24 protein-coding genes are annotated in these 19,440 nt (G+C 65.3%); 13 read left to right on the top strand and 11 right to left on the bottom strand.

What is annotated here, in order from left to right; genetic code table 11:
* Nucleotides 1–6 precede the first annotated feature (6 nt).
* Complete coding sequence (pdeM, locus tag DX905_RS10315; RefSeq protein ID WP_116091268.1) at nt 7–669, top strand: ligase-associated DNA damage response endonuclease PdeM; 663 nt, start codon at nt 7–9, stop codon at nt 667–669.
* Between the two features lie 116 nt (nt 670–785).
* On the opposite strand, the gene msrA is transcribed toward pdeM, so the two are convergent.
* Nucleotides 786–1,484: a peptide-methionine (S)-S-oxide reductase MsrA gene (gene msrA / locus DX905_RS10310; RefSeq protein ID WP_116091267.1), complete on the bottom strand. Its 699-nt coding sequence runs from the start codon at nt 1,482–1,484 to the stop codon at nt 786–788.
* Nucleotides 1,485–1,598: 114 nt separating this feature from the next.
* Here msrA and DX905_RS10305 point away from each other — a divergent pair, with 114 nt between their 5' ends.
* Nucleotides 1,599–2,024 carry an OsmC family protein gene (locus DX905_RS10305; RefSeq protein WP_116091266.1) on the top strand — a complete coding sequence of 142 codons (426 nt, stop codon included), beginning with the start codon at nt 1,599–1,601 and terminating at the stop codon, nt 2,022–2,024.
* A gap of 140 nt (nt 2,025–2,164) precedes the next feature.
* Here DX905_RS10305 and DX905_RS16060 read toward each other — a convergent pair whose 3' ends face one another.
* From DX905_RS16060 to DX905_RS10285, 4 genes are all read right to left on the bottom strand, one after another.
* Nucleotides 2,165–2,317: a hypothetical protein gene (locus tag DX905_RS16060; protein ID WP_162875557.1), complete on the bottom strand. Its 153-nt coding sequence runs from the start codon at nt 2,315–2,317 to the stop codon at nt 2,165–2,167.
* Nucleotides 2,318–2,354: 37 nt separating this feature from the next.
* The gene (locus DX905_RS10295) at nt 2,355–3,557 is read right to left on the bottom strand and encodes a pyridoxal phosphate-dependent aminotransferase (protein WP_116091264.1); all 1,203 of its coding nucleotides are present in this window, start codon (nt 3,555–3,557) and stop codon (nt 2,355–2,357) included.
* 77 nt (nt 3,558–3,634) lie between these two features.
* Nucleotides 3,635–5,401: an aminodeoxychorismate synthase component I gene (pabB, locus tag DX905_RS10290; protein ID WP_162875556.1), complete on the bottom strand. Its 1,767-nt coding sequence runs from the start codon at nt 5,399–5,401 to the stop codon at nt 3,635–3,637.
* A gap of 72 nt (nt 5,402–5,473) precedes the next feature.
* Nucleotides 5,474–5,965 (bottom strand): DUF4142 domain-containing protein, encoded by a 492-nt coding sequence (locus DX905_RS10285; RefSeq protein ID WP_162875555.1) that lies wholly within the window; start codon nt 5,963–5,965, stop codon nt 5,474–5,476.
* A 71-nt stretch (nt 5,966–6,036) separates the two neighbouring features.
* On the opposite strand from DX905_RS10285, the gene DX905_RS10280 reads away from it, so the two are divergent.
* Nucleotides 6,037–6,741 (top strand): MBL fold metallo-hydrolase, encoded by a 705-nt coding sequence (locus DX905_RS10280; RefSeq protein ID WP_240320814.1) that lies wholly within the window; start codon nt 6,037–6,039, stop codon nt 6,739–6,741.
* On the opposite strand, the gene DX905_RS10275 is transcribed toward DX905_RS10280, so the two are convergent.
* The gene (locus DX905_RS10275) at nt 6,738–7,145 is read right to left on the bottom strand and encodes an MAPEG family protein (protein WP_116091263.1); all 408 of its coding nucleotides are present in this window, start codon (nt 7,143–7,145) and stop codon (nt 6,738–6,740) included. The genes DX905_RS10280 and DX905_RS10275 overlap by 4 nt on opposite strands.
* 188 nt (nt 7,146–7,333) lie before the next feature.
* Here DX905_RS10275 and rpmF point away from each other — a divergent pair, with 188 nt between their 5' ends.
* The 5 genes from rpmF (at nt 7,334) to DX905_RS10250 (ending at nt 10,477) form a co-directional block, all read left to right on the top strand.
* On the top strand, nt 7,334–7,513 hold the full coding sequence (gene rpmF, locus DX905_RS10270) for a 50S ribosomal protein L32 (protein WP_116091262.1): 180 nt from the start codon (nt 7,334–7,336) through the stop codon (nt 7,511–7,513).
* 20 nt (nt 7,514–7,533) lie between these two features.
* Nucleotides 7,534–8,574, top strand: a complete 1,041-nt coding sequence (gene plsX / locus DX905_RS10265) for a phosphate acyltransferase PlsX (RefSeq protein ID WP_116091261.1) — start codon at nt 7,534–7,536, stop codon at nt 8,572–8,574.
* A complete protein-coding gene (locus DX905_RS10260; RefSeq protein WP_205412239.1) occupies nt 8,571–9,545 on the top strand; it encodes a beta-ketoacyl-ACP synthase III in 975 nt (324 codons plus the stop codon). Before plsX ends, DX905_RS10260 begins: the two co-directional genes overlap by 4 nt.
* A gap of 256 nt (nt 9,546–9,801) precedes the next feature.
* Nucleotides 9,802–10,101 carry an integration host factor subunit alpha gene (locus DX905_RS10255; protein ID WP_116092478.1) on the top strand — a complete coding sequence of 100 codons (300 nt, stop codon included), beginning with the start codon at nt 9,802–9,804 and terminating at the stop codon, nt 10,099–10,101.
* A 1-nt stretch (nt 10,102) separates the two neighbouring features.
* The gene (locus DX905_RS10250; protein WP_116091260.1) at nt 10,103–10,477 is read left to right on the top strand and encodes a MerR family transcriptional regulator; all 375 of its coding nucleotides are present in this window, start codon (nt 10,103–10,105) and stop codon (nt 10,475–10,477) included.
* A 15-nt stretch (nt 10,478–10,492) separates the two neighbouring features.
* On the opposite strand, the gene DX905_RS10245 is transcribed toward DX905_RS10250, so the two are convergent.
* Both DX905_RS10245 and DX905_RS16390 read right to left on the bottom strand, forming a co-directional pair.
* Nucleotides 10,493–10,999 carry a thioredoxin family protein gene (locus DX905_RS10245; RefSeq protein ID WP_205412238.1) on the bottom strand — a complete coding sequence of 169 codons (507 nt, stop codon included), beginning with the start codon at nt 10,997–10,999 and terminating at the stop codon, nt 10,493–10,495.
* A 131-nt stretch (nt 11,000–11,130) separates the two neighbouring features.
* Nucleotides 11,131–11,928, bottom strand: a complete 798-nt coding sequence (locus DX905_RS16390) for a cold-shock protein (protein ID WP_116091259.1) — start codon at nt 11,926–11,928, stop codon at nt 11,131–11,133.
* A gap of 210 nt (nt 11,929–12,138) precedes the next feature.
* Here DX905_RS16390 and DX905_RS10235 point away from each other — a divergent pair, with 210 nt between their 5' ends.
* The 5 genes from DX905_RS10235 to rpoN all read left to right on the top strand — a co-directional run bounded on the left by DX905_RS10235 (nt 12,139) and on the right by rpoN (nt 16,348).
* Nucleotides 12,139–12,756 (top strand): ribonuclease D, encoded by a 618-nt coding sequence (locus DX905_RS10235; protein WP_116091258.1) that lies wholly within the window; start codon nt 12,139–12,141, stop codon nt 12,754–12,756.
* A 4-nt stretch (nt 12,757–12,760) separates the two neighbouring features.
* Nucleotides 12,761–13,408, top strand: a complete 648-nt coding sequence (lptC, locus tag DX905_RS10230; RefSeq protein ID WP_116091257.1) for an LPS export ABC transporter periplasmic protein LptC — start codon at nt 12,761–12,763, stop codon at nt 13,406–13,408.
* Nucleotides 13,405–13,971, top strand: a complete 567-nt coding sequence (locus DX905_RS10225) for an LptA/OstA family protein (protein WP_116091256.1) — start codon at nt 13,405–13,407, stop codon at nt 13,969–13,971. The genes lptC and DX905_RS10225 overlap by 4 nt, the downstream gene beginning before the upstream one ends.
* A gap of 98 nt (nt 13,972–14,069) precedes the next feature.
* Entirely contained in the window at nt 14,070–14,846 is a 777-nt protein-coding gene (gene lptB, locus DX905_RS10220; RefSeq protein ID WP_116091255.1) for an LPS export ABC transporter ATP-binding protein, read from the top strand.
* 17 nt (nt 14,847–14,863) lie between these two features.
* Nucleotides 14,864–16,348 carry an RNA polymerase factor sigma-54 gene (gene rpoN / locus DX905_RS10215; RefSeq protein WP_116091254.1) on the top strand — a complete coding sequence of 495 codons (1,485 nt, stop codon included), beginning with the start codon at nt 14,864–14,866 and terminating at the stop codon, nt 16,346–16,348.
* Nucleotides 16,349–16,449: 101 nt separating this feature from the next.
* Here the strand turns inward: rpoN and mmsB are convergent, their stop codons facing one another.
* The 3 genes from mmsB to DX905_RS10200 all read right to left on the bottom strand — a co-directional run bounded on the left by mmsB (nt 16,450) and on the right by DX905_RS10200 (nt 19,404).
* Nucleotides 16,450–17,340, bottom strand: a complete 891-nt coding sequence (gene mmsB / locus DX905_RS10210) for a 3-hydroxyisobutyrate dehydrogenase (RefSeq protein ID WP_275896068.1) — start codon at nt 17,338–17,340, stop codon at nt 16,450–16,452.
* A gap of 116 nt (nt 17,341–17,456) precedes the next feature.
* Nucleotides 17,457–18,233 carry an enoyl-CoA hydratase-related protein gene (locus DX905_RS10205; RefSeq protein ID WP_116091253.1) on the bottom strand — a complete coding sequence of 259 codons (777 nt, stop codon included), beginning with the start codon at nt 18,231–18,233 and terminating at the stop codon, nt 17,457–17,459.
* A 121-nt stretch (nt 18,234–18,354) separates the two neighbouring features.
* A complete protein-coding gene (locus DX905_RS10200) occupies nt 18,355–19,404 on the bottom strand; it encodes an enoyl-CoA hydratase/isomerase family protein (RefSeq protein ID WP_116091252.1) in 1,050 nt (349 codons plus the stop codon).
* Nucleotides 19,405–19,440 lie beyond the last annotated feature (36 nt).

Raw genomic sequence — 19,440 nt, 5'->3', positions numbered from 1 at the left:
CAGGCCATGGTTCGCTTTTCGTTCTGCGGCGTCGAATTGGCTGCGCTGGCCGCAGGGGCGCTCTATTGGCCTGCGCGCGAGGCGCTGCTGGTGGCCGATCTGCACTTGGAGAAAGCGAGCTGGTATGCACGCGGCGGCCAGATGTTGCCCCCTTACGATTCGATCGCGACTTTGAACGAGCTGGCCAAGTTGCAGGTCGAGACGCAGGCGCGCGAAATCTGGTGCCTGGGCGACAGCTTTCATGACAAGGAAGGATGCGAGCGCCTGCCCGCCGATGCCCGTGCGCGGCTGATCGGCCTGACCGGTGCCACCCGCTGGACGTGGATTACCGGCAATCACGATGCGGTCCTGGCCGATCATTGCGGCGGCGAGATCGTCGAGGAAGCGGAAATTGACGGGCTGGTGCTGCGCCACGAGGCGGACCCGCGCGAGCATCGCCCGGAGCTTTCAGGTCATTTCCATCCCAAGCTGCGGCTGACGCTGCGCGGCCGCAATGTCGCGCGGCGCTGCTTCGTCGCGAGTGGGACGAAGCTGATCCTGCCCGCCTTTGGGGCGCTGACCGGCGGTATGGACGCCGACGATCCCGTGATCACCCGCATCGTCGGCCGCAGCGCCCAGGCGTTGATCGCGGTGGAGAACCGGCTGCTGAGATTCCCGCTGGCTGCGTAATTACCACCGTCACCCTGAACTTGTTTCAGGGTCCATCGTGTCTCCCCATCGTCCGCGCATTTGTCGCGATGGATGCTGAAACAAGTTCAGCATGACGGGTTGGGATGTGCCGGGATTCAGCCGTTTACCAATACCGGCTTGTCGCGCCAATATTGGGGATAGAGCTTCTTGAGCGCCGCAACCTTGGGGGCGTCATTGTAGCGAATGTAGCCTGAGTCCGGGTGCAGCGTCAGGTAATCCTGATGATAGCCTTCGGCGGGATAGAAAGCCTGCGCCCGCTCGAGCCGCGTCACGATCGGTTTCTTCCACAGATTGGCCCTGCGCAGTTGGTCGATATAGGCCGCGGCGACCTTGCGCTGCGCCTCGCTCGTCGGAAACAGGGCCGAGCGATATTGCGGGCCGGTGTCGGGGCCTTGCGCATTGAGCTGTGTCGGATCGGTGATCACCGAGAAATAGATGCGCAGCAGATCGGCGTAGCTCACCACGCGCGGATCGAAGGTAACGCGCACCGATTCGGCATGACCGGTATCGCCGTCCGATACGCGTTCATAATGGGCGGTGTTGGCGCCGCCACCGGTGAAGCCGGACAAGGCGTTTTTCACGCCCTTCACATGCTGGAAGACGCCCTGCACACCCCAGAAGCAGCCGCCGGCGAAGACCGCGGTTTCGGTGGTGGCATTATTGGGCACGCTGACGACCGCGGCCGGCGCGCGCACGGCGGTCTCGGCGGCGACCCCGGCGGTCCCGAAGATCATCGCGGCGCCGAGCGCGAGCGAGGCGGCGCCGGCAAACAGGCGGGTCGAAATGCTGGTCATCGTTCGGCTCCAACAGGATGACGCAGATATAGGAAGCCGAAGCTGAATGGGGAGTGGCAGGATGCGCGCCAAGGCCTAGGCGTTGCCGGTCGAACGACTCGAAAGGATCTTCCCATGACAACCCGCAACGCTTCCGCCCGCTACGACGGCTTCGGCAAGACCGGCAAAGGCCATGTCTCGACCGAGTCGGGCGTACTTGCCGATTCGCCCTACAGCTTCAACACCCGCTTCGGCGACGAGAAGGGCACCAACCCGGAAGAATTGATCGCAGCCGCGCATGCGAGCTGCTTCACCATGGCGTTGTCGTTCGCACTGGCGGGTGCCGGCTACACCGAAGGGACGCTGGAGACCAAGGCGGCGGTCAAGCTGGAGCAGGACGGCGCCGGCTTCAAGGTAACCCATTCGGACCTGACGCTGACCGCGTCGGTGCCTGGCATCGACCCTGAGCAATTCGCCTCGCTTGCGGCGGATGCCGAGAAGAATTGCCCGATCTCGAAGGCGCTCAATGCCGAGATCACGCTAACGCACACGTTGGAATAAGCACTCCAGACGCGACGGATGCTCGAAGACGAGCTTCCGTTGCGTTATGGTCTGTGAATGGCCTTCCTCACTGAGCCACGCGGAGGCCCTCTCCGTCTCGCCGCAACGGCGGCGGCGCTGTTCGTCTTGATCTCGCCGATTTATAGCAACTCTATTGCGCTGCCGATAATCGGCCTGGGCTTGTTCTGCCTGTTCTCGGCGATCAGCATCGCCTTAGATTGGCGCGCCAGCCTGATATTACTCTTGCCGTTGGCAATATTGCTCGGGTCGGTCGCCACGATCGCCGGCTTCAACCACGCGTGCCGTGCACACGTAATGGAATGTTCCTGATCAGCGCAGCGCAGCGCAAGCCGTCTGAATGCGCTCGCACGCTTCCGTGAGCAATTGCTCGGAGGTGGCATAGCTCACGCGAAAAGCGGGCGAGAGGCCGAAGGCGGCGCCATGGACGGCGGCGACGCGCGCCTCGTCGAGGAAATAATCGATCAATGCCTCGTCGGTGTCGATCGTCTTGCCCGCCGGTGTCTGCTTTCCCATCAAGCCCGACACGTCCGGGTAGACGTAGAAGGCGCCATCGGGACGCGGACAATGCACGCCGTTGATCTGGTTGAGCATCGAGCAGACGAGATCGCGGCGGCGCTCAAACGCGGCGTTGCGCTCGGCCAGAAAATCCTGCGGCCCGTTAAGCGCGGCCGTTGCCGCCGCCTGTGCGATCGAGCAGGGATTGGAAGTGGATTGCGACTGGAGCTTGGCCATCGCCTTGATCAGCGGCACCGGGCCGCCGGCGAAGCCGATCCGCCAGCCCGTCATCGAATAGGCCTTGGAGCAGCCATTGACGGTGAGCGTGCGCTCGTAAAGCTCGGGCACGACCTGGGCGATCGTGGCGAATTCGAAATCGCCGTAGGTGATATGCTCATACATATCGTCGGCCATCACCCACACGTGCGGATGCCGCAGCAGCACCTCGCCGAGCGCCTTCAGCTCCGCCGCGCTATAGGCGGCGCCGGTCGGATTGGACGGCGAGTTCAGCACCAGCCATTTGGTGCGCGGCGTGATCGCGGCGTCGAGCTGATCGGGCGCGATCTTATAGCCCTGTGCCGCGCCCGCCGCGACGATCACCGGCGTGCCGCCGCAATATTGAACGATGTCAGGGTAGGACACCCAATAAGGTGCCGGGATGATGACCTCGTCGCCTGCCTCGACCGTCGAGACCAGGGCGTTGAACAATGTGTGCTTGCCGCCGACATTGACGCTGATCTGATTGGCTTCGTAGGCCAGGCCATTGTCGCGCTTGAACTTGGCGGCGATGGCTGCCTTGAGCTCCGCAGTGCCGTCGACATTGGTATATTTCGTCTTGCCCGCGCGGATCGCCTCGATCGCTGCATCCTTGACGAAATCGGGTGTGTCGAAATCGGGCTCTCCCGCCGCCAGGCCGATCACCGAGACCCCCTGCGCCTTGAGGTCCAGCACACGGCTGGTCATGGCAAGGGTCGGCGAAGGGCTGATGCGGCCGAGCGCGGCCGAGATGAGGCTCATCGGTTAAAAAGATCTTTCTGCCGAAGGAAGTAAGGCGGGCGGGCTATAGACCGGTCGTTCCGGCGCCAGCAACTGCATTAGGGCTTGGATGCGGCCAACCGCGCCTTCATCAGCCCGCGCAAATCGTTGCCGATGAAAAATTCCCCCTGCAGGTCGGCCACCGTCAGATTGGCTTCGACCGCATCGCCCTGCGCGATCAGGGCTGCGCGCAGGATCCCGGGCAGGAGACCCAGGTGCAAAGGTGGCGTGACCAGCTTGCCATCGCGCGGCACGAACAGGTTGGTGAAACTGCCTTCCGTCAGCAGGCCATCGGGGCGGACGAACAGCATCTCGAACGTGCCTGCCTTGGCCCGCGCATCGGCATAGAAAGCGCGGTCGGTGGTCTTGTGGCGCAGGCGGAAATCGGCCGGATCGACCGGCAGTGTCGCGACCTGCACGGCGACCGGCTCGGCCGGTGGAGGCGGCAGATCGCGCACCTCGACCGCCATCGCACCGCTCCTGCCGAGCATCAGGCGCAGCCGGGCGGGCGCGGTCAGCGGGAATGTCGCGACCTGAAGCTGGTGGCGGATGTCGTGCCGGTCGAACACGAACCCGAAGGCGGCCGCGCTGCGCGCCAGCCGTGCAAGATGTTCCTCCAGCCGGATAATGCCTTCATCGGCCTCGAACCGCATTGTTTCGAACAGATCGAAGCGCGCCGCGCCGGCGGTGACGAACGCGCCCTTGGCGAGGCATTCCCGCCATTCTCCGTCCGCGGTCGAATCCGCCACCACCGCCGAACCCAGCCCCATGCGGGCGTGGCTCGCGCCGCCTTCGAGCGCGAGCGTGCGGATCACGACATTGAAGGCCGCCGCGCCATCCGGGCCGATCGCCCCGATCGCCCCGGTATAGGCCTCGCGCGCATCGGCCTCGACCTCGCCGATAATCTCCATCGCCCGCACCTTGGGCGCGCCCGTCACCGATCCGCACGGGAACAAGGCCTCGATCAGATCGATCGCATCGCGTCCGGGCGCGAGCTCGGCTTCGATCTCCGACACCATCTGGTGGACGGTCGGATAATGTTCGACCGCGAACAAGGCAGGTGTGACCACGCTGCCCGGGCGGGCGACGCGCGACAGATCGTTGCGGATGAGATCGACGATCATCAGATTTTCGGCGCGCTGCTTGGGATCGGCCGCAAGTGCGGCGAGGAGTGCCTTATCCTCGGCTTCATCCCGTCCGCGCGGCGCGGTGCCCTTCATCGGCCGGGCCTCCACGCGCCTGCCGTCGGTTCGGAAGAATAATTCCGGGGACAGCGACAGCAGCCAGTTGCGGCCATCGTACACCACCCCGCCCCAGCCGACCTGCGCGGTTTGCCGCAATCCGGCATAGAGAGCCAGCGGGTGCCCCTGGATCGGAACGTCGGCGCGGAAGCTGAGATTGGCCTGATAGATATCGCCGGCCGCGATCCATGCATGGACGCGATCGAAGGCCTCTTCGTAGGCGCGACGTGAGATATTCGGGCGGGGCGCTCCGGCCCAGGCGCCCGCGGCATCGGGCAACAACGCCGCCAATTCGTCCGGATCGAGCCGTTCGGCCTGCTCAAACACGCCGAACCACAAAAGAGGGATGCGTCCACCGCGCGTTTGCTGGGCGAGCTTCGCCTCCAATGCATGGCCGGCCTCATAGGCAAGCCAGCCCGCGACATGCATTCCCCGGCGCACCGCTTCGCGCAATTCGGCCAATGCCGGGCGCACCTCGTCCAAAGCGTGCGTTGTGACGATGGCTAGCGGGTTCCGGTAAAGCGTGTGCGGCCCACCCGGGCGGGCGTCATCGAGCAGGACGAACGGGGTGGCGGGCAGGCTCATGACGGCGCTGTGCCCGCTCGCGTGCGCCGCCGCAATGTGGCGGGCGCCCCGGTGAGGGCGCCCGCCGGCAGCTCATCGCATGTGGTTGAGCATTTCGATATGATGGCGCACGACCGGCACGATATCGCCCGCCGTGCGGCGCAGCGCAGGCGCCGATCCGGTCGCCGCATATTCCTGCTGCAGGGCGAGCGCCATCTGGTGCGCCTGCTTCTGCTGATCGATGTAGAGACGGTCGCGATCGCGTCCCTGCGCATGGCGCAGATCAGCAACCATGCGGCGCTGCTCCGGCTCGAGCATTGGCGGCTTCGGACGAACGCCCGAGCGCAGTGCCGCTGCCTTCACCTTTGCGGTGCTCTTGCTGTGGTCCATCACCATCATGTTGGCGAAGCGGCGCACGTCGGGGTTGCGGGTGCTGCCGAGCACGATCTGGCTCGACGTCTTTTCGTAAAGATCGCTGGCGCCGGCCTTCATCACGTAAACCGGCGTGGGCGGCGACGCCAACGCGGCACCGCCAACCATCATCGCGGCGGCGGCCGCAAGTGCGGCTTTGGTTTTGATTAACATAGGATAATCCCTCCTGCTGGGCTCAATAAGTAGCCGGCCAACCAACGCCCCGCGTCGCATTTGGTTCGGTCATGCTTGCCGCCGGGGAAGTGCCGCGCCATCTTGGGCCGATGGCTTCCTCACCCCCGTTGCGCGCCGCGATCATCCCGGTGACGCCGTTTCAGCAGAATTGCACGCTCGTCTGGTGTACCCGCACGATGCGCGGCGCGTTCATCGACGTCGGCGGCGAGTTGCCGCGCCTCAAGGCGGCCGCCGCCCAGGCCGGCGTCACGATCGAGAAGTTGCTGGTGACCCATGGCCATGCCGACCATTGCGGTGGGACGGCGGCATTTGCCAAGGAGCTGGACGTACCGATCGAGGGGCCGCACGAGGACGACCGCTTCTGGATTGCGGGGCTGAAGGAGGACGGTCCGCGGTTCGGGATCGATGCGATGCCATTCGAGCCCGACCGCTGGCTGGTCGACGGCGACACGGTGACGGTCGGTGAGCTCGTCTTCGACGTCTATCATTGCCCCGGCCACACGCCTGGGCATGTCATCTTCCATCACGCGCCTTCCAAGCTGGCGCAAGTGGGGGACGTGCTCTTTCAGGGCTCCATCGGCCGCACCGATTTCCCGCGCGGCAACCATGCCGATCTGATCGCGTCGATCACCGGCAAGCTATGGCCGCTCGGCGACGATACCGCCTTCATCTGCGGCCATGGCGCGATGTCGAGCTTTGGCCACGAACGGCGCAGCAACCCGTTCGTGGGCGATTCCGTGCTCGCGCGGGGTTAGAGCCGGATCCCGTAAGCCAGCAACACCGCCCATACGACCAGCGCGAGCAAAACCCCCCAGGTCACGAACGCACCCGCAGCGCGCAATGCGTTGGGCGTCGGCCGGTCCATGCCGAGCGGATGGATCACCCGCGCCACCACCAACAATGCGCCCAGACCCCAGAGCCAGCGCGACGCGCCGACATTCAGCTCGATCAGAAGCATCAGGATCAGCGCGATCGGCACATATTCGTTGAAATTGGCGTGGGCGCGCATCCGCGCTTCCATCGCCGGGATGTCGCCATGGCCGATCAGCACCTTGTGCGTCATCCGGCCTCGCGACACACGCACGCCGAGCCAGACATTGAGCAGCCCGAGCGCTGCGGCGAAGATCAAGGTGACGGTTGGTACGGCTGCGATATGCATGGCGGCTTCTCCCCTGCGGCCTTCATGCCCAAGCCGGCCTTGCAACGCGAGCCGAAATCGCTATAGGGCAGCGCCTTCGCGACGCGCCCAGCCGGAGGCCCGCGGCTCCAAAGCCGCAATGGCCATCGGCGAAGCGCGTCCTATCGTTTTTACAGACTCATCGTCTACAAATTGGAATAGGTGCCGAGATGGCAGTCCCAAAAAGAAAAACCTCGCCGTCCAAGCGGAACATGCGCCGCAGCCATCATGCGCTGACGGTCGCTTCGTTCCAGGATTGCCCGAATTGCGGCGAGCTCAAGAAGCCCCACAATCTGTGCGATCATTGCGGACATTATAACGGTCGTGAGATCCTGCCGGTCAGCAACTGATCGATAGGATTGGCGGGGGGTTGAACGTGAGTCCCTGTCTCGCCATTGACGCGATGGGAGGCGATGGCGGCCCGGCGATAGCGGTCGCCGGCGTGGCGCGTGCGCTGATGCGCAACCCCGCCATGCGCTTTACCTTGTTTGGCAACGAAGCGCAGCTGCGTGCGGAAACGGCGCGCCATCGCGCGTGCGGCGATCGCGTCGCGATCGTCCATTCACCCGACATGATCAGGGGCGAGGACAAGCCCAGCCAGGCGATTCGCCGCGCCAAGACGACGTCGATGGGCATGGCCATCGCCGCGGTGAAGGAAGGCCGCGCCGACGCCGCCATTTCCGCCGGCAATACGGGCGCGCTGATGGCGATGGCCAAGATCGCTCTACGCACCATACCCGGCATCGACCGGCCCGCGCTCGCGGCCTTGCTGCCGACGCTCGGCGAGCATGACCTCGTCATGCTCGATCTTGGCGCCAACACCGAATGCGACGCGCGCAATCTCTTCGAATTCGCGATCATGGGGGCGGCCTATGCCCGCATCCTCCACGAGACCGAGCAGCCGAGCGTGCGCCTGCTGAACATCGGCACCGAGGCGCTCAAGGGCACGGACACGTTGCGCGACGCAGCCGCCATGCTGCGCGCGGCCAATCATCTGCCGCTGCGGTTCGACGGATTCATCGAGGCGAGCGGCCTCGGCCGCGGCGAGGCCGACGTGATCGTTTCGGACGGATTCTCCGGCAATATCGCGCTCAAGACCGCCGAAGGCACGGCGCGTTTCATCGGCGACCTGCTGCGTCGCTCGTTCAAGAGCTCGCTGCGTTCCAAGTTCGGCTTCATGCTGTCGAAGCCCGCCATCACCCTGTTGCGCAAAGGGCTGGACCCGAATTTGCGCAACGGGGCGGTATTCCTGGGGTTGAACGGCACGGTCGTGAAGAGCCACGGCAGCACGTCCGTGGAAGGTTTCGCCAATGCGATCGAGGTCGCCGCGAAGCTTGCGCGCGGTCGCATCACCGATCGGATCGCAGCCGATCTGGCACGCATCCGCGCGCCGGAGACCGCCGAGGCATGATTCGGCGCGCGACGATCGCGGGAACGGGTTCGGCACTGCCGCCGCGCCGCGTCACCAATGAGGAATTGGCGCAGACCGTCGATACATCGGACGAATGGATCGTCGAACGTACCGGCATTCGCGCCCGCCACATCGCGGGCGACGGCGAGACCACCGCTACGCTTGCCACCGAGGCCGCTCGCAAGGCACTGGCAGCCGCCGGCATGGCCGCTACCGATATCGATCTGATCGTGCTCGCCACCGCAACGCCCGACCAGACCTTCCCGGCCACTGCGACGAAGGTCCAGGACGCGCTCGGCATCCGCGATTGCGTGGCTTTCGACGTGGCAGCGGTGTGCTCCGGCTTTCTCTATGCGCTGTCGGTGGCCGAAAGCATGATTCGCGGCGGCGGCAGCACCAATGCCCTCGTTATCGGGGCGGAGACTTTCAGCCGCATCCTCGATTGGGAAGATCGCGCGACCTGTGTCCTGTTCGGCGACGGGGCCGGCGCGGTCGTGCTCACCCCGGAAGAGGGCGACGGCGGCAACCAGGATCGGGGCGTGCTCTCCACTGCGCTCCACGCGGACGGGCGCCACAACCAGTTGCTCTATGTCGACGGTGGCCCATCTACCACCGGCACCGTCGGCAAGTTGCGGATGAAAGGCCCGGAGGTCTTCCGCCATGCCGTCGTCAACCTCGCTGCCGTGCTGGAAGAAGCGCTCACCAAGACTGGCCTGAAGGTTGCGGACGTCGACTGGATCGTGCCGCACCAGGCCAACCGTCGCATCCTCGACGCGACCGCCCGCAAGCTCGGCCTGGCGCCTGAACGGGTTGTCATCACCGTCGACGAACATGCCAACACCTCCGCCGCCTCGGTGCCGTTGGCGCTGGACGTGGCGGTTCGTGACGGGCGTATCAAGCGAGGCGACATAGTCGTGCTTGAAGCCATGGGCGGCGGTTTCACCTGGGGCGCCGCTGTCGTTCGCTATTGACGTTTTGCGGCCGTCCGCGATGGTTTTGGCGTTCGACGCCCGCGCCAACACGCAAACTGAACCATCCCGGCATCGCTCCATCAGCCCGGCGCAGAGTCACGCTTGCCTCTACAACCGAGCCACCGATCCTAAGATATTGACCGCGCAGGCGATCCGAATCATCCACCGGCATCGCAGGCCCTTGTCCTGACCCGCTCGCTCGCGGTAAGGTCCCTCTTTCAAGGGACGGCGTGGGGGAAACATGGCCGAAGCTGATATGATGATGGCCGACACGCTCACCAGGGCCGACCTGGCGGAAATCCTTCATGGCGATATCGGCCTGCCGCGTTCGCAATGCGCGAACCTGGTGGAGCAGGTAATCCGGCACATGTGCGAAGCGCTCGCTCACGGCGAGAACGTCAAGATTTCCGGCTTCGGCACTTTCGTGCTGCGCGACAAGGCGGAGCGCATCGGCCGTAACCCCAAATCGGGCGTGGAAGTGCCGATCGCACCGCGTCGCGTGCTCACATTCCGCGCCAGCCAGACGCTGCGCGACCGTATCGTTCGCGCGGGCTGAGGTGGCTGACCCTTCTGCCAAGGCGGAAGGCGCGTTTCGCACGATCAGCGAGGTGGCAGCCGAGCTAGGGCTTCCGCAGCACATCCTGCGTTATTGGGAAACGCGCTTTTCGCAATTGCGGCCGCTGCAGCGCGCCGGGAATCGGCGATATTATCGTCCTGCCGACGTTGCGCTTGCCCGCCGTATCCACCGCCTGCTCAACCAGGAAGGCTATACGATGCGCGGCGTGCAGAAATTGCTCGCCCAGCCCGAGCAGAGCCAGGAGGGCGCTTTGCCTGCCGCAAGCGCCACCGAAAGTGGCGGCACTAATGCACTCATAGCGATTCGCGACGCGCTCACCGCCGCGCTAGCAACGGACCAGTCTTCACGTCCCTGAGCGACTCGCGACGGATCATCGCGCCCATTGCGCCAGCCAGTCGGCCAGCGCCTGGGGGGTCATGCTGCGCGCATCGGCAAGCGCAGCGGTGCGGCCTTCGTTAAGCAGCCGATTGGTGCGCGGATCGACGATCAGCACGCTCGGGACGCCTTTCAGACGATCGGTGATACCGTAGCGCGCCGGGACGGCGAGGTTCTTGTCGAAGCGGCCAACGTCGACCGTGACCACTTCGAAATGCCGCCGCACGAACGCGTTCACCTCGGGCAAGTCCATCGTGCCGGCGAGGATTCGACAGTCGAGGCACCAATTGCCGCCCAGGTCGATCAGAAGCAGCTTGTGCGATGCCCTGGCCTTCGCACGGGCGCGATCCACGGCTGCCAGCGCATTGGCCTTCTCGTCATAAGGCAGCGGCAGCGGCTTCGCGAGCTGCTCAAAGCTTTGCGCGCGCACCTGCGGGGCGCGAACGGCCGCAACGGCTGGCGCCGCGAGGGCGAGAATCAAGGCGGTGGCGAGAAGGCGCATCAGACACTCCCAATAGATGCGACCCATCTAGGCTGATGCCTTGCAAGCGCGAAACAAGCTCTTCTAGGGCAAGAAAAAGCCCGGACGCATCGCTGCGCCCGGGCCCTGTCTCTTGATAAAGTCGGGTTGGATCAGCTGATCGGCGAAAGATTCACCGCCGCATATTTGCCGCGGCGATCGACTTCGAGTTCGAACTCGAGCTTATCGCCTTCGTTGAGCGTCGGCATGCCGGCGCGCTCGACTGCGGAGATATGGACGAAGGCATCCGGCTGGCCATCATCGCGCTGAATGAAGCCGAAGCCCTTCATCGCGTTGAAGAACTTGACCGTTCCGCTCGAACGTTCGCCGGTGAGCTGCCGCTGCGGGCCGCCGCGGTCGCCGCCTTCTGCCGGCGGAGCGCGACCTTCGCTGACCGGAACGATGTCGCCTTCAAGCTGAAGGTTGGTTGCCGAGATGCGGCCACCGCGATCGACGAGGCTGAAAGCGAGCTTCTGGCCCTCGCCCAAACCGGACAGGCCGGCCTGCTCGACTGCCGAGATGTGCACGAACACATCCTCGCCGCCATCATCACGAACGACAAAGCCGAAGCCCTTCTGGCCGTTGAAGAATTTGACCGTGCCCTTGGCCTCGCCGACGACCTGGGCCGGCATCCCGCGGCCACCACCGCCGCCGCCGCCGAAGCCGCCACCGCCGCCAGCACCGCCGCCGCCACGGTAGCCACCACCGCCGCCGCCACCGAAGCGATCGCCGCCGCCGAAGCCGCCGCCACCGCCGAAGCGATCACCACCACCGGCATAACCGCCGCCGCCGCCGCCGAAACGGTCGCCACCGCCACCGAATCCGCCGCCGCCGAAGCCGCTGTCTTCGCCAAAGCCGTCGCGCTTGTCCTTGCCGCCGCGCTGCCCGCGCCGCCCTCGATCGAAACTCATGCCGTCAAAATCTTCCCGAATTCGCCCCTGTCATCGCATCCGTGGGCGCCGGGCGGGCGCACGCGAACCTTGCGGCGCGGCAGGTCATGCCAAGCCAAGATCGGCCCATATAGAAGTTTCGTCCATATCGCGAGTCGCTTTCGCCATAATTGCCTCCGCGAAATGATCCGCGCCATTGAGCGTTCCGTCCATGGCGCCTATCTGCCCTGAATGAGCGTTTATTTGCACGAAGAAGATCTCCCCGCCGACGCACTGCGCCCTGGGCCGGTGGCGGTCGATACGGAGACCATGGGCCTTCACACGTACCGAGACCGGCTCTGCCTGGTCCAAATCTCGGACGGTGGCGGGGACGAGCATCTCGTGCGCTTCGCGGCAGGCAGCGATTATGCCGCACCCAATTTGCGTGCGGTGCTGTCCGATCCGGCACGGCTCAAGCTCTACCATTTCGCCCGTTTCGATCTCGCGGCACTACGCCATTATGTCGGTGTGGTGGCGGCTCCCGTCTACTGCACCAAGACCGCATCACGACTGATTCGCACCTACACCGACCGGCATGGCCTGAAGGAACTGGTGCGCGAGCTGCTCGGCCAGGAAATTTCCAAGCAGCAGCAATCGTCCGATTGGGGCGCGGCCGAACTGAGCGACGCGCAGAAGGAATATGCGGCGTCGGACGTGCGCTACCTGCATCAGCTGCGCACGATCCTCGACGAGCGTCTGGCACGCGAGAATCGCACCGCATTGGCGCAATCCTGCTTCGACTTCCTGCCCGCCCGCGCCGAGCTCGATCTTGCCGGCTGGCCCGAAGTCGATATTTTCGCGCACATCTGACCATATGTCGCAACTCGCCGAACAGCAGCGTCGCGAACGGCGCATCTGGGCTGCGGCCGGGAGCAGCCATGACGGGCTGATCGCGACGATGCGGATTGCGCTGCCGTTGGCGGTTGGGGTTCTCACGGCATTCCTGGCATTCGCTCCGCTGGCGGTGGGACGCGATATCAGCTTCGTGCTGTCGAAGGACCGGGTCGACGTGGCGAGCGAGCGCATGCGGGTGACGCGCGCTACCTATCGCGGCGACGACAGCAAGGGGCAGCCATTCCGGCTCGACGCAGGTTCGGCCGTGCAGGCGACGTCGCGCGATCCAATCGTGCATCTGAGCCAACTCAACGCCCAGATCCAGCTCAGCGACGGGCCGGCGACGATCCGCGCCAATCGCGGCAGGTACGATCTCGACAACGAGAATATCGCGATCGACGGGCCGGTGCGGTTCGACAGCAAAGGCGGCTATCATGTCACGACGCGCGACGTACTTGTCGACATGAGCGACCGGCTCGCGCGCAGCCGCGGACCTGTCGATGGGACGATGCCGCTGGGGCATTTCAGCGCCGATTTGATGCACGCCGACCTCGAGCGCCGCATCGTCCGTCTCGACGGGCGCGCCCGCTTGCATATCGTTCAGGGCCGGTCCAGAGGCGCCCGATGAAACGGCCCCTGCTCTTGCTCGCGCTCGCAGCGCTGATCGGCCCGGTATCGGCACAAGGCTTTTCCGCGCTCAAGGGGCATGACAGCAACGCGCCGATCGACATTTCATCGGACCATCTCGAGGTCCAGGATCGCGCCGATCGGGCGATCTGGGTCGGCAACGTCCATGTCGTGCAGGGCGACATGACGATGGACGCCGCCCGCATGACTGCCAGCTACAGCCAGGCGCAAACGCCGGGCGCAAACCCGCAGATCAACCGGATCGATGCCTCCGGCGGCGTCACCGTCGTCTCGCCGACCGAGCGCGCCAAGGGCAATTTCGGGATTTACGATCTCAACCGCAAACTGATCACGCTGATCGGCAATGTCTCGCTCGTACGCGGCACCAACACCGTCAACGGCGCGCGGTTGGTGATCGACATGAACAGCGGGCGCGCGACGGTGGACGGCAACTCGGTCGGTGGCGCCGCCACCAGCCAGTCCGGCGGGCGGGTAACCGGCCACTTCACGGTTCCCAAGCGCACGAGCACCACGCCGGCCGGTGGATCGACCCCGCCCAAATAAGCTTCGGGTGCCGCAGAGACGGGGGCAATGCAAGAAACTTGCCGTTTCCCATCCGCCCCGCTTGCGGTAACCGGACGAGCGCGATTGAAAGAGCGAGCATGACCGACACCGCCATCCTGGAACCGGAGACCTGCCTCTCGCGCAATGCCGAGGGCTGTGGCCTGTCGATCGTTTCGATCGCCAAGGCCTATGACAAAAGGCAGGTGCTGTATGATGTCAGCCTTGACGTCGCGCGCGGTGAAGTCGTTGGCCTGCTTGGTCCGAACGGCGCCGGCAAGACGACCTGCTTCTATTCGGTGATGGGGCTGGTGAAGCCGGACGAAGGGCGCATCCTGCTCGACGGCAACGACGTGACCTCCCTGCCCATGTACCGGCGCGCGATCCTCGGCCTCGGCTATTTGCCACAGGAAACGTCGATCTTCCGGGGGCTCAATGTCGCCCAGAATATCATGGCGGTGCTGGAGACTTCAGAGCCGGAAAAGGCGGCGCGGGAGGCGCGACTGGAAGCGCTGCTGGGGGAATTCCATCTCGAGCGGCTGCGCGATGCGCCGGCCATGGCCTTGTCCGGCGGCGAGCGGCGCCGCTGCGAGATTGCGCGCGCGCTCGCCGCCTCGCCCTCGATCATGCTGCTGGACGAGCCGTTCGCCGGTATCGATCCGATCTCGATCAACGATATCCGCGATCTGGTGAAGGATCTGAAGCGGCGCGACATTGGCGTGCTGATCACCGACCATAATGTGCGCGAGACGCTCGATATCGTCGACCGCGCCTGCATCATTTACGACGGTCGCGTCCTGTTCCAGGGCAGCCCCGCCGAGCTCGTCGCCAACGAGGAGGTCCGCCGCCTCTATCTCGGCGAGAGCTTCGCGCTGTAGGGCAAGCCTAACGCCCAATGAGCCTCGCCCCCCGCCTCGACCTGCGCCAGTCGCAGTCGCTGGTGATGACGCCGCAATTGCAGCAGGCGATCAAGCTGCTGGCTTTGTCCAATCTCGAGCTGGAAGGCGTGATTGCCGAGGAGCTGGAGAAGAACCCGCTGCTCGCCGCCGGCGGCGAGGATGGCGAACCGCAACAAGCCGAGACGGCCGCGCCGGAAGCGGCCGAGAGTGAACCGCTTACCGCGGACCGGCTGATCGAGAGCGGCGATGCTCAGGCCGATGCCCCGCTCGATGTCGATTACGATGCCGAGACTTTCCATCACGACAGTGCAAGCGATAGCGGCAGCGGTGCCGGCGGTCAGCTGGGGATGGACGGCCTCGGCGGCGCCGCGCCCGACGACGGGCCGGACATGGATGCGCTGGCGGCCGGCGCGCCCTCGCTTCACGATCACCTGCTCACCCAGGCGGGCGAACTGCTCGACGGTCATGAGCTCGCCATCGCCGAATGTATTATCGATGCGATCGACGAGGCCGGCTATCTCGAACAGCCGATCGGTGAGCTCGCGGAGGCGCTCGGCACCGTCAGCGAGCAGGTCGAGCGCATCCTTGCCGTCGTGCAGGGCTTCGACCCGACCGGCGTCGGCGCGCGCAGCCTTGGCGAGTGCCTGGCGCTGCAGGCCAGGGAAGCCGATCGCTACGATCCGTGCATGGCGGTGATGCTGGCCAATCTCGACATGCTCGCCAAGGGCCAGCTGCCGCAGCTGAGGCGGCTGTGCGATGTCGACGAAGAGGATTTCGCGGACATGATCCGCGAGCTTCGCACCTACGACCCCAAGCCAGGTTTGCGCTTCGGCGGCGAGCGCGCGCCGCCGGTGTCGCCCGACGTGTTCATCGCCCGTACCCGCGGCGGCTGGGTGATCGAACTCAATAACGCGACCCTGCCACGGCTGCTCATCGACCGGCGCTATTATGGCGAGCTGTCCGCCGGGGCGCAGGACAAGAGCGGCAAGGCGTGGCTGGCCGATTGCCTCGCCAGCGCCAACTGGCTGATCAAGGCGCTCGACCAGCGCGCGCGCACGATCATCAAGGTCGCGACCGAGATCGTGAAACAGCAGGAGCCATTCTTTCTGCACGGCGTGGCGCATCTGCGGCCGCTGACCTTGCGCACCGTCGCCGACGCGATCGGCATGCACGAATCCACCGTCAGCCGCGTGACATCCAACAAATATCTGTCGTGCGAGCGCGGCCTGTTCGAGCTCAAATATTTCTTCACGAGCGGCGTGTCCGGCGCCGACGGCGAGGGCGTGTCGGCCGAAGCGGTGAAGAGCCACATCGCCAAGCTGATCGCCGACGAGGGCAAGGACGTGCTGTCCGACGACAAGCTCGTCGAGATCCTCAATGCCCGCGGGTTCGACATCGCGCGCCGCACCGTCGCGAAGTATCGCGAGGCGATCGGGCTGGGCTCATCGGTCCAGCGGCGGCGGCAGAAGGCGTTGGGCTGAATATTGTCCGTCGCCCCAGCGAAGGCTGGGGCCCATGGCTCTCACCATGCGCGGCACGGTTGCCGCTGGCCCATGGATCCCAGCCTCCGCTGGGATGACGATCAGGCCCTCGCGCCCTCGCCCTCCAGCATCCTGATGATCGCGGAGAAATCGAGGCTGCCATTCCCGCCATTGGCGAAGGCCTGGTAGAGCGCCTCGGCGGCGGCGCCCATCGGCACGCTGGCATTGGAATCGTGCGCGGCGGCCATCGCCAGCTTGAGATCCTTGAGCATAAGCGCGGTCGCGAAGCCGCCCTGATAGTCGCGGTCGGCCGGCGTATCCGGGCCGACGCCGGGGACCGGACAATAGCTCGTCATCGACCAGCTCTGGCCCGACGCCTTGGACGATATGTCGTAGAAGGTCTGGAGATCGAGGCCGAGTTTCTTTGCCAGCAGGAACGCTTCGCACGTGGCAACCATCGTCGCACCGAGCAGCATATTATTGGCGATCTTGGCGGCCTGGCCGGCGCCGCTGGCGCCGGCGTGAATCACGGCCTTGCCCATTGCCGCCAGGATCGGTTCGGCCCGGGCGAAGGCGTCCGCCGATCCGCCGACCATGAAGGTGAGCGTGCCGCCATTGGCCGCCGCGATCCCGCCCGAAACCGGGGCATCCACCATCGCATAGCCCTGATCGGCGGCGGAAGCACCGACTGCCTTGGCGCTGCTGACGTCGATCGTCGAGCAATCGATCAGGATCGCGCTGCTCGGCGCGGCGCCGATCACGCAATCGGCATAGACCTGCCGCACGTGCGCGCCGGCCGGCAGCATGGTGACGACCGCATCGACGTCGGCGGCGGCTTCGCGCGCGGATTTGACGCGGGTACAGCCCGCTTCCTCGGCATGGGCGAGCGCAGCTTCCGCCAGATCGAAGGCCCGCACATCATGCCCGGCCTTGACCAGATTCGCAGCCATGCCTCCGCCCATATTGCCGAGGCCGATGAAACCGATCTTCACAACATTCTCTCCGTTCGCATCTTTTCTCGCGCGTCATGCCAGCGGAAGCTGGCGTCTCGGGAGGAGGTCACCTCGCCTCCCGAAACCCCAGCTTTTCGCCGGGGTGACGTGACGGTCTATTTTCCCGTCCAATTCCCCGGTCGTTTTTCGACAAAGGCGGACATGCCTTCTTTCTGATCCTCGGTGCCGAACAGGCCATGGAACAGGCGCCGCTCGAAACTGATGCCCTGGGCCAGCCCCCCTTCGAACGCGGCGTTGACCATCTCCTTGACCGCGATCGCGGCGAGCGGGGGCATCGCCGCGATCTCGGCGGCGAGCTTGAGCGCCTCCTCGGTCAGAGAAGCGGCGGGAACGATCCGCGAGACCAGGCCGGCACGCTCGGCTTCCTCGGCGCCCATCATCCGCCCGGTGAGGCACATGTCCATCGCCTTGGCCTTGCCGATTGCGCGCGTCAGCCGCTGCGAGCCGCCCATGCCCGGGCCGACCGCCAACTTAATCTCCGGCTGGCCGAACTTGGCATTGTCGCTGGCGAGGATGAAATCGGCCATCATCGCAACCTCGCACCCGCCGCCGAGCGCGAAACCCGACACCGCCGCAAACCAGGGCTTGCGCGTCGCCGTCACCTTTTCCCAACCGGCGAAGAAATTGCTGCCGTACATCGACGCGAAGCCCTGCGCCTGCATCTCCTTGATGTCCGCGCCGGCAGCAAACGCCTTTTCGCTGCCGGTCAGCACGAGGCAGCGCTGCGCAGGATCGGAATCATAGGCGCCGAAAGCCTCGATCAGCTCGCCCAGGACCTGCGTGTTCAGCGCATTCAACGCCTGCGGGCGGTTGAGCCGGACGAGCGTGACCGCATCGTGGCGTTCGATCAGGAGGGTTTCGTAATCGGCCATTCTTACTCTCCCGTCATGCCTGACTTGTTCCGGCATCCACTATGCCGCCAGGGCCTAGCCGCCGAGCGGACCCCCGAACAAGCCTGTCCTGAGCCTGTCGAAGGGTCCGGGCGACGGTAGGTCACAACCGCAACGGCTCCCACGCTTCTCCATCCGGCAAGGGCGCGAAGATCGTGTTCAGCACGGTCTCGGTTACGCCCTCGGGCGTGGCGGGCTCCCAGCGCGGGGCATTATCCTTGTCGATCAGCAGTGCGCGCACGCCTTCGATGAAATCGTGGCGCTGACAGACGTGGGCGGCCACGGCATATTCGACCCGCATCTCATCGTGGAAATCGCTGTGGTGCGCGGAAGCCCGCAACAGGCGCAGCGCAACCTTGCACGATTGCGGCGATTTGCTGCGCAGGCCGGCCAAGGTGGCTTGCGCCCATTCGCCGGGATCGGCTTCGAGCGCGGCAATGATATCCTCCAGTTCGTCGGCGGCGAACAGACGATCGATATCCGGTTGCAGAGCGAGGATCGGTGCCTCGGCCGGTGGGGTGGACGCGGCATCGAGGATCGCCTCCGCCTGACCGGGATCGGCGATGAGTGCTGCTTTGACGCCGTCGAGCCTGTCGGAGGGGATATGATGGGTCGCGAGGCCGACCGCGATCAGGTCGGCCCCGTTCAACCTGGCGGCGGTGAGCGCGAGATATTGGCCGAGCCGCCCCGGCAGGCGCGAAAGATACCAGCCGCCGCCGACATCGGGAAACAGGCCGATCGTCGCCTCCGGCATGGCGAATATCGTGCGTTCGGTCGCTACGCGATATTTCGCCGGCAGGCCGATGCCGACGCCGCCGCCCATCACGATGCCGTCGAGGAAGCTCACTATCGGCTTGGCATAGGTAAAGAGCAGATGGTTGAGCTGATATTCGGTGTGGAAGAAAGCGCGCGCCAGGGTCCCGTCACCCTTGGCGCTCGCCGCCACCGCGCGCACGTCGCCCCCCGCGCAAAAGCCCCGCCCTTCTGCATGATCGAGCAGGATCAGCTCGACCGCAGGGTCGATACGCCACGGCACGAGCGCGTCGATCATGGTGCGGCACATCGCCTCGTTGAGCGCATGGATCGCCTTGGGCCGGTTGAGCTGCAGGCGACCGACCTTCCCTTCGGTGAAAGCGAGGACTTCTATGGTCATTGACGTCCTTCGATACGGGTCTTCGACGAGCTCAGC

The organism is Sphingomonas crusticola (assembly GCF_003391115.1).
In the GTDB taxonomy this organism is placed as follows: domain Bacteria; phylum Pseudomonadota; class Alphaproteobacteria; order Sphingomonadales; family Sphingomonadaceae; genus Sphingomonas_I; species Sphingomonas_I crusticola.
Note: the sequence above shows the minus strand (reverse complement) of the source record. Positions and strands in the feature narration are given on the sequence as shown.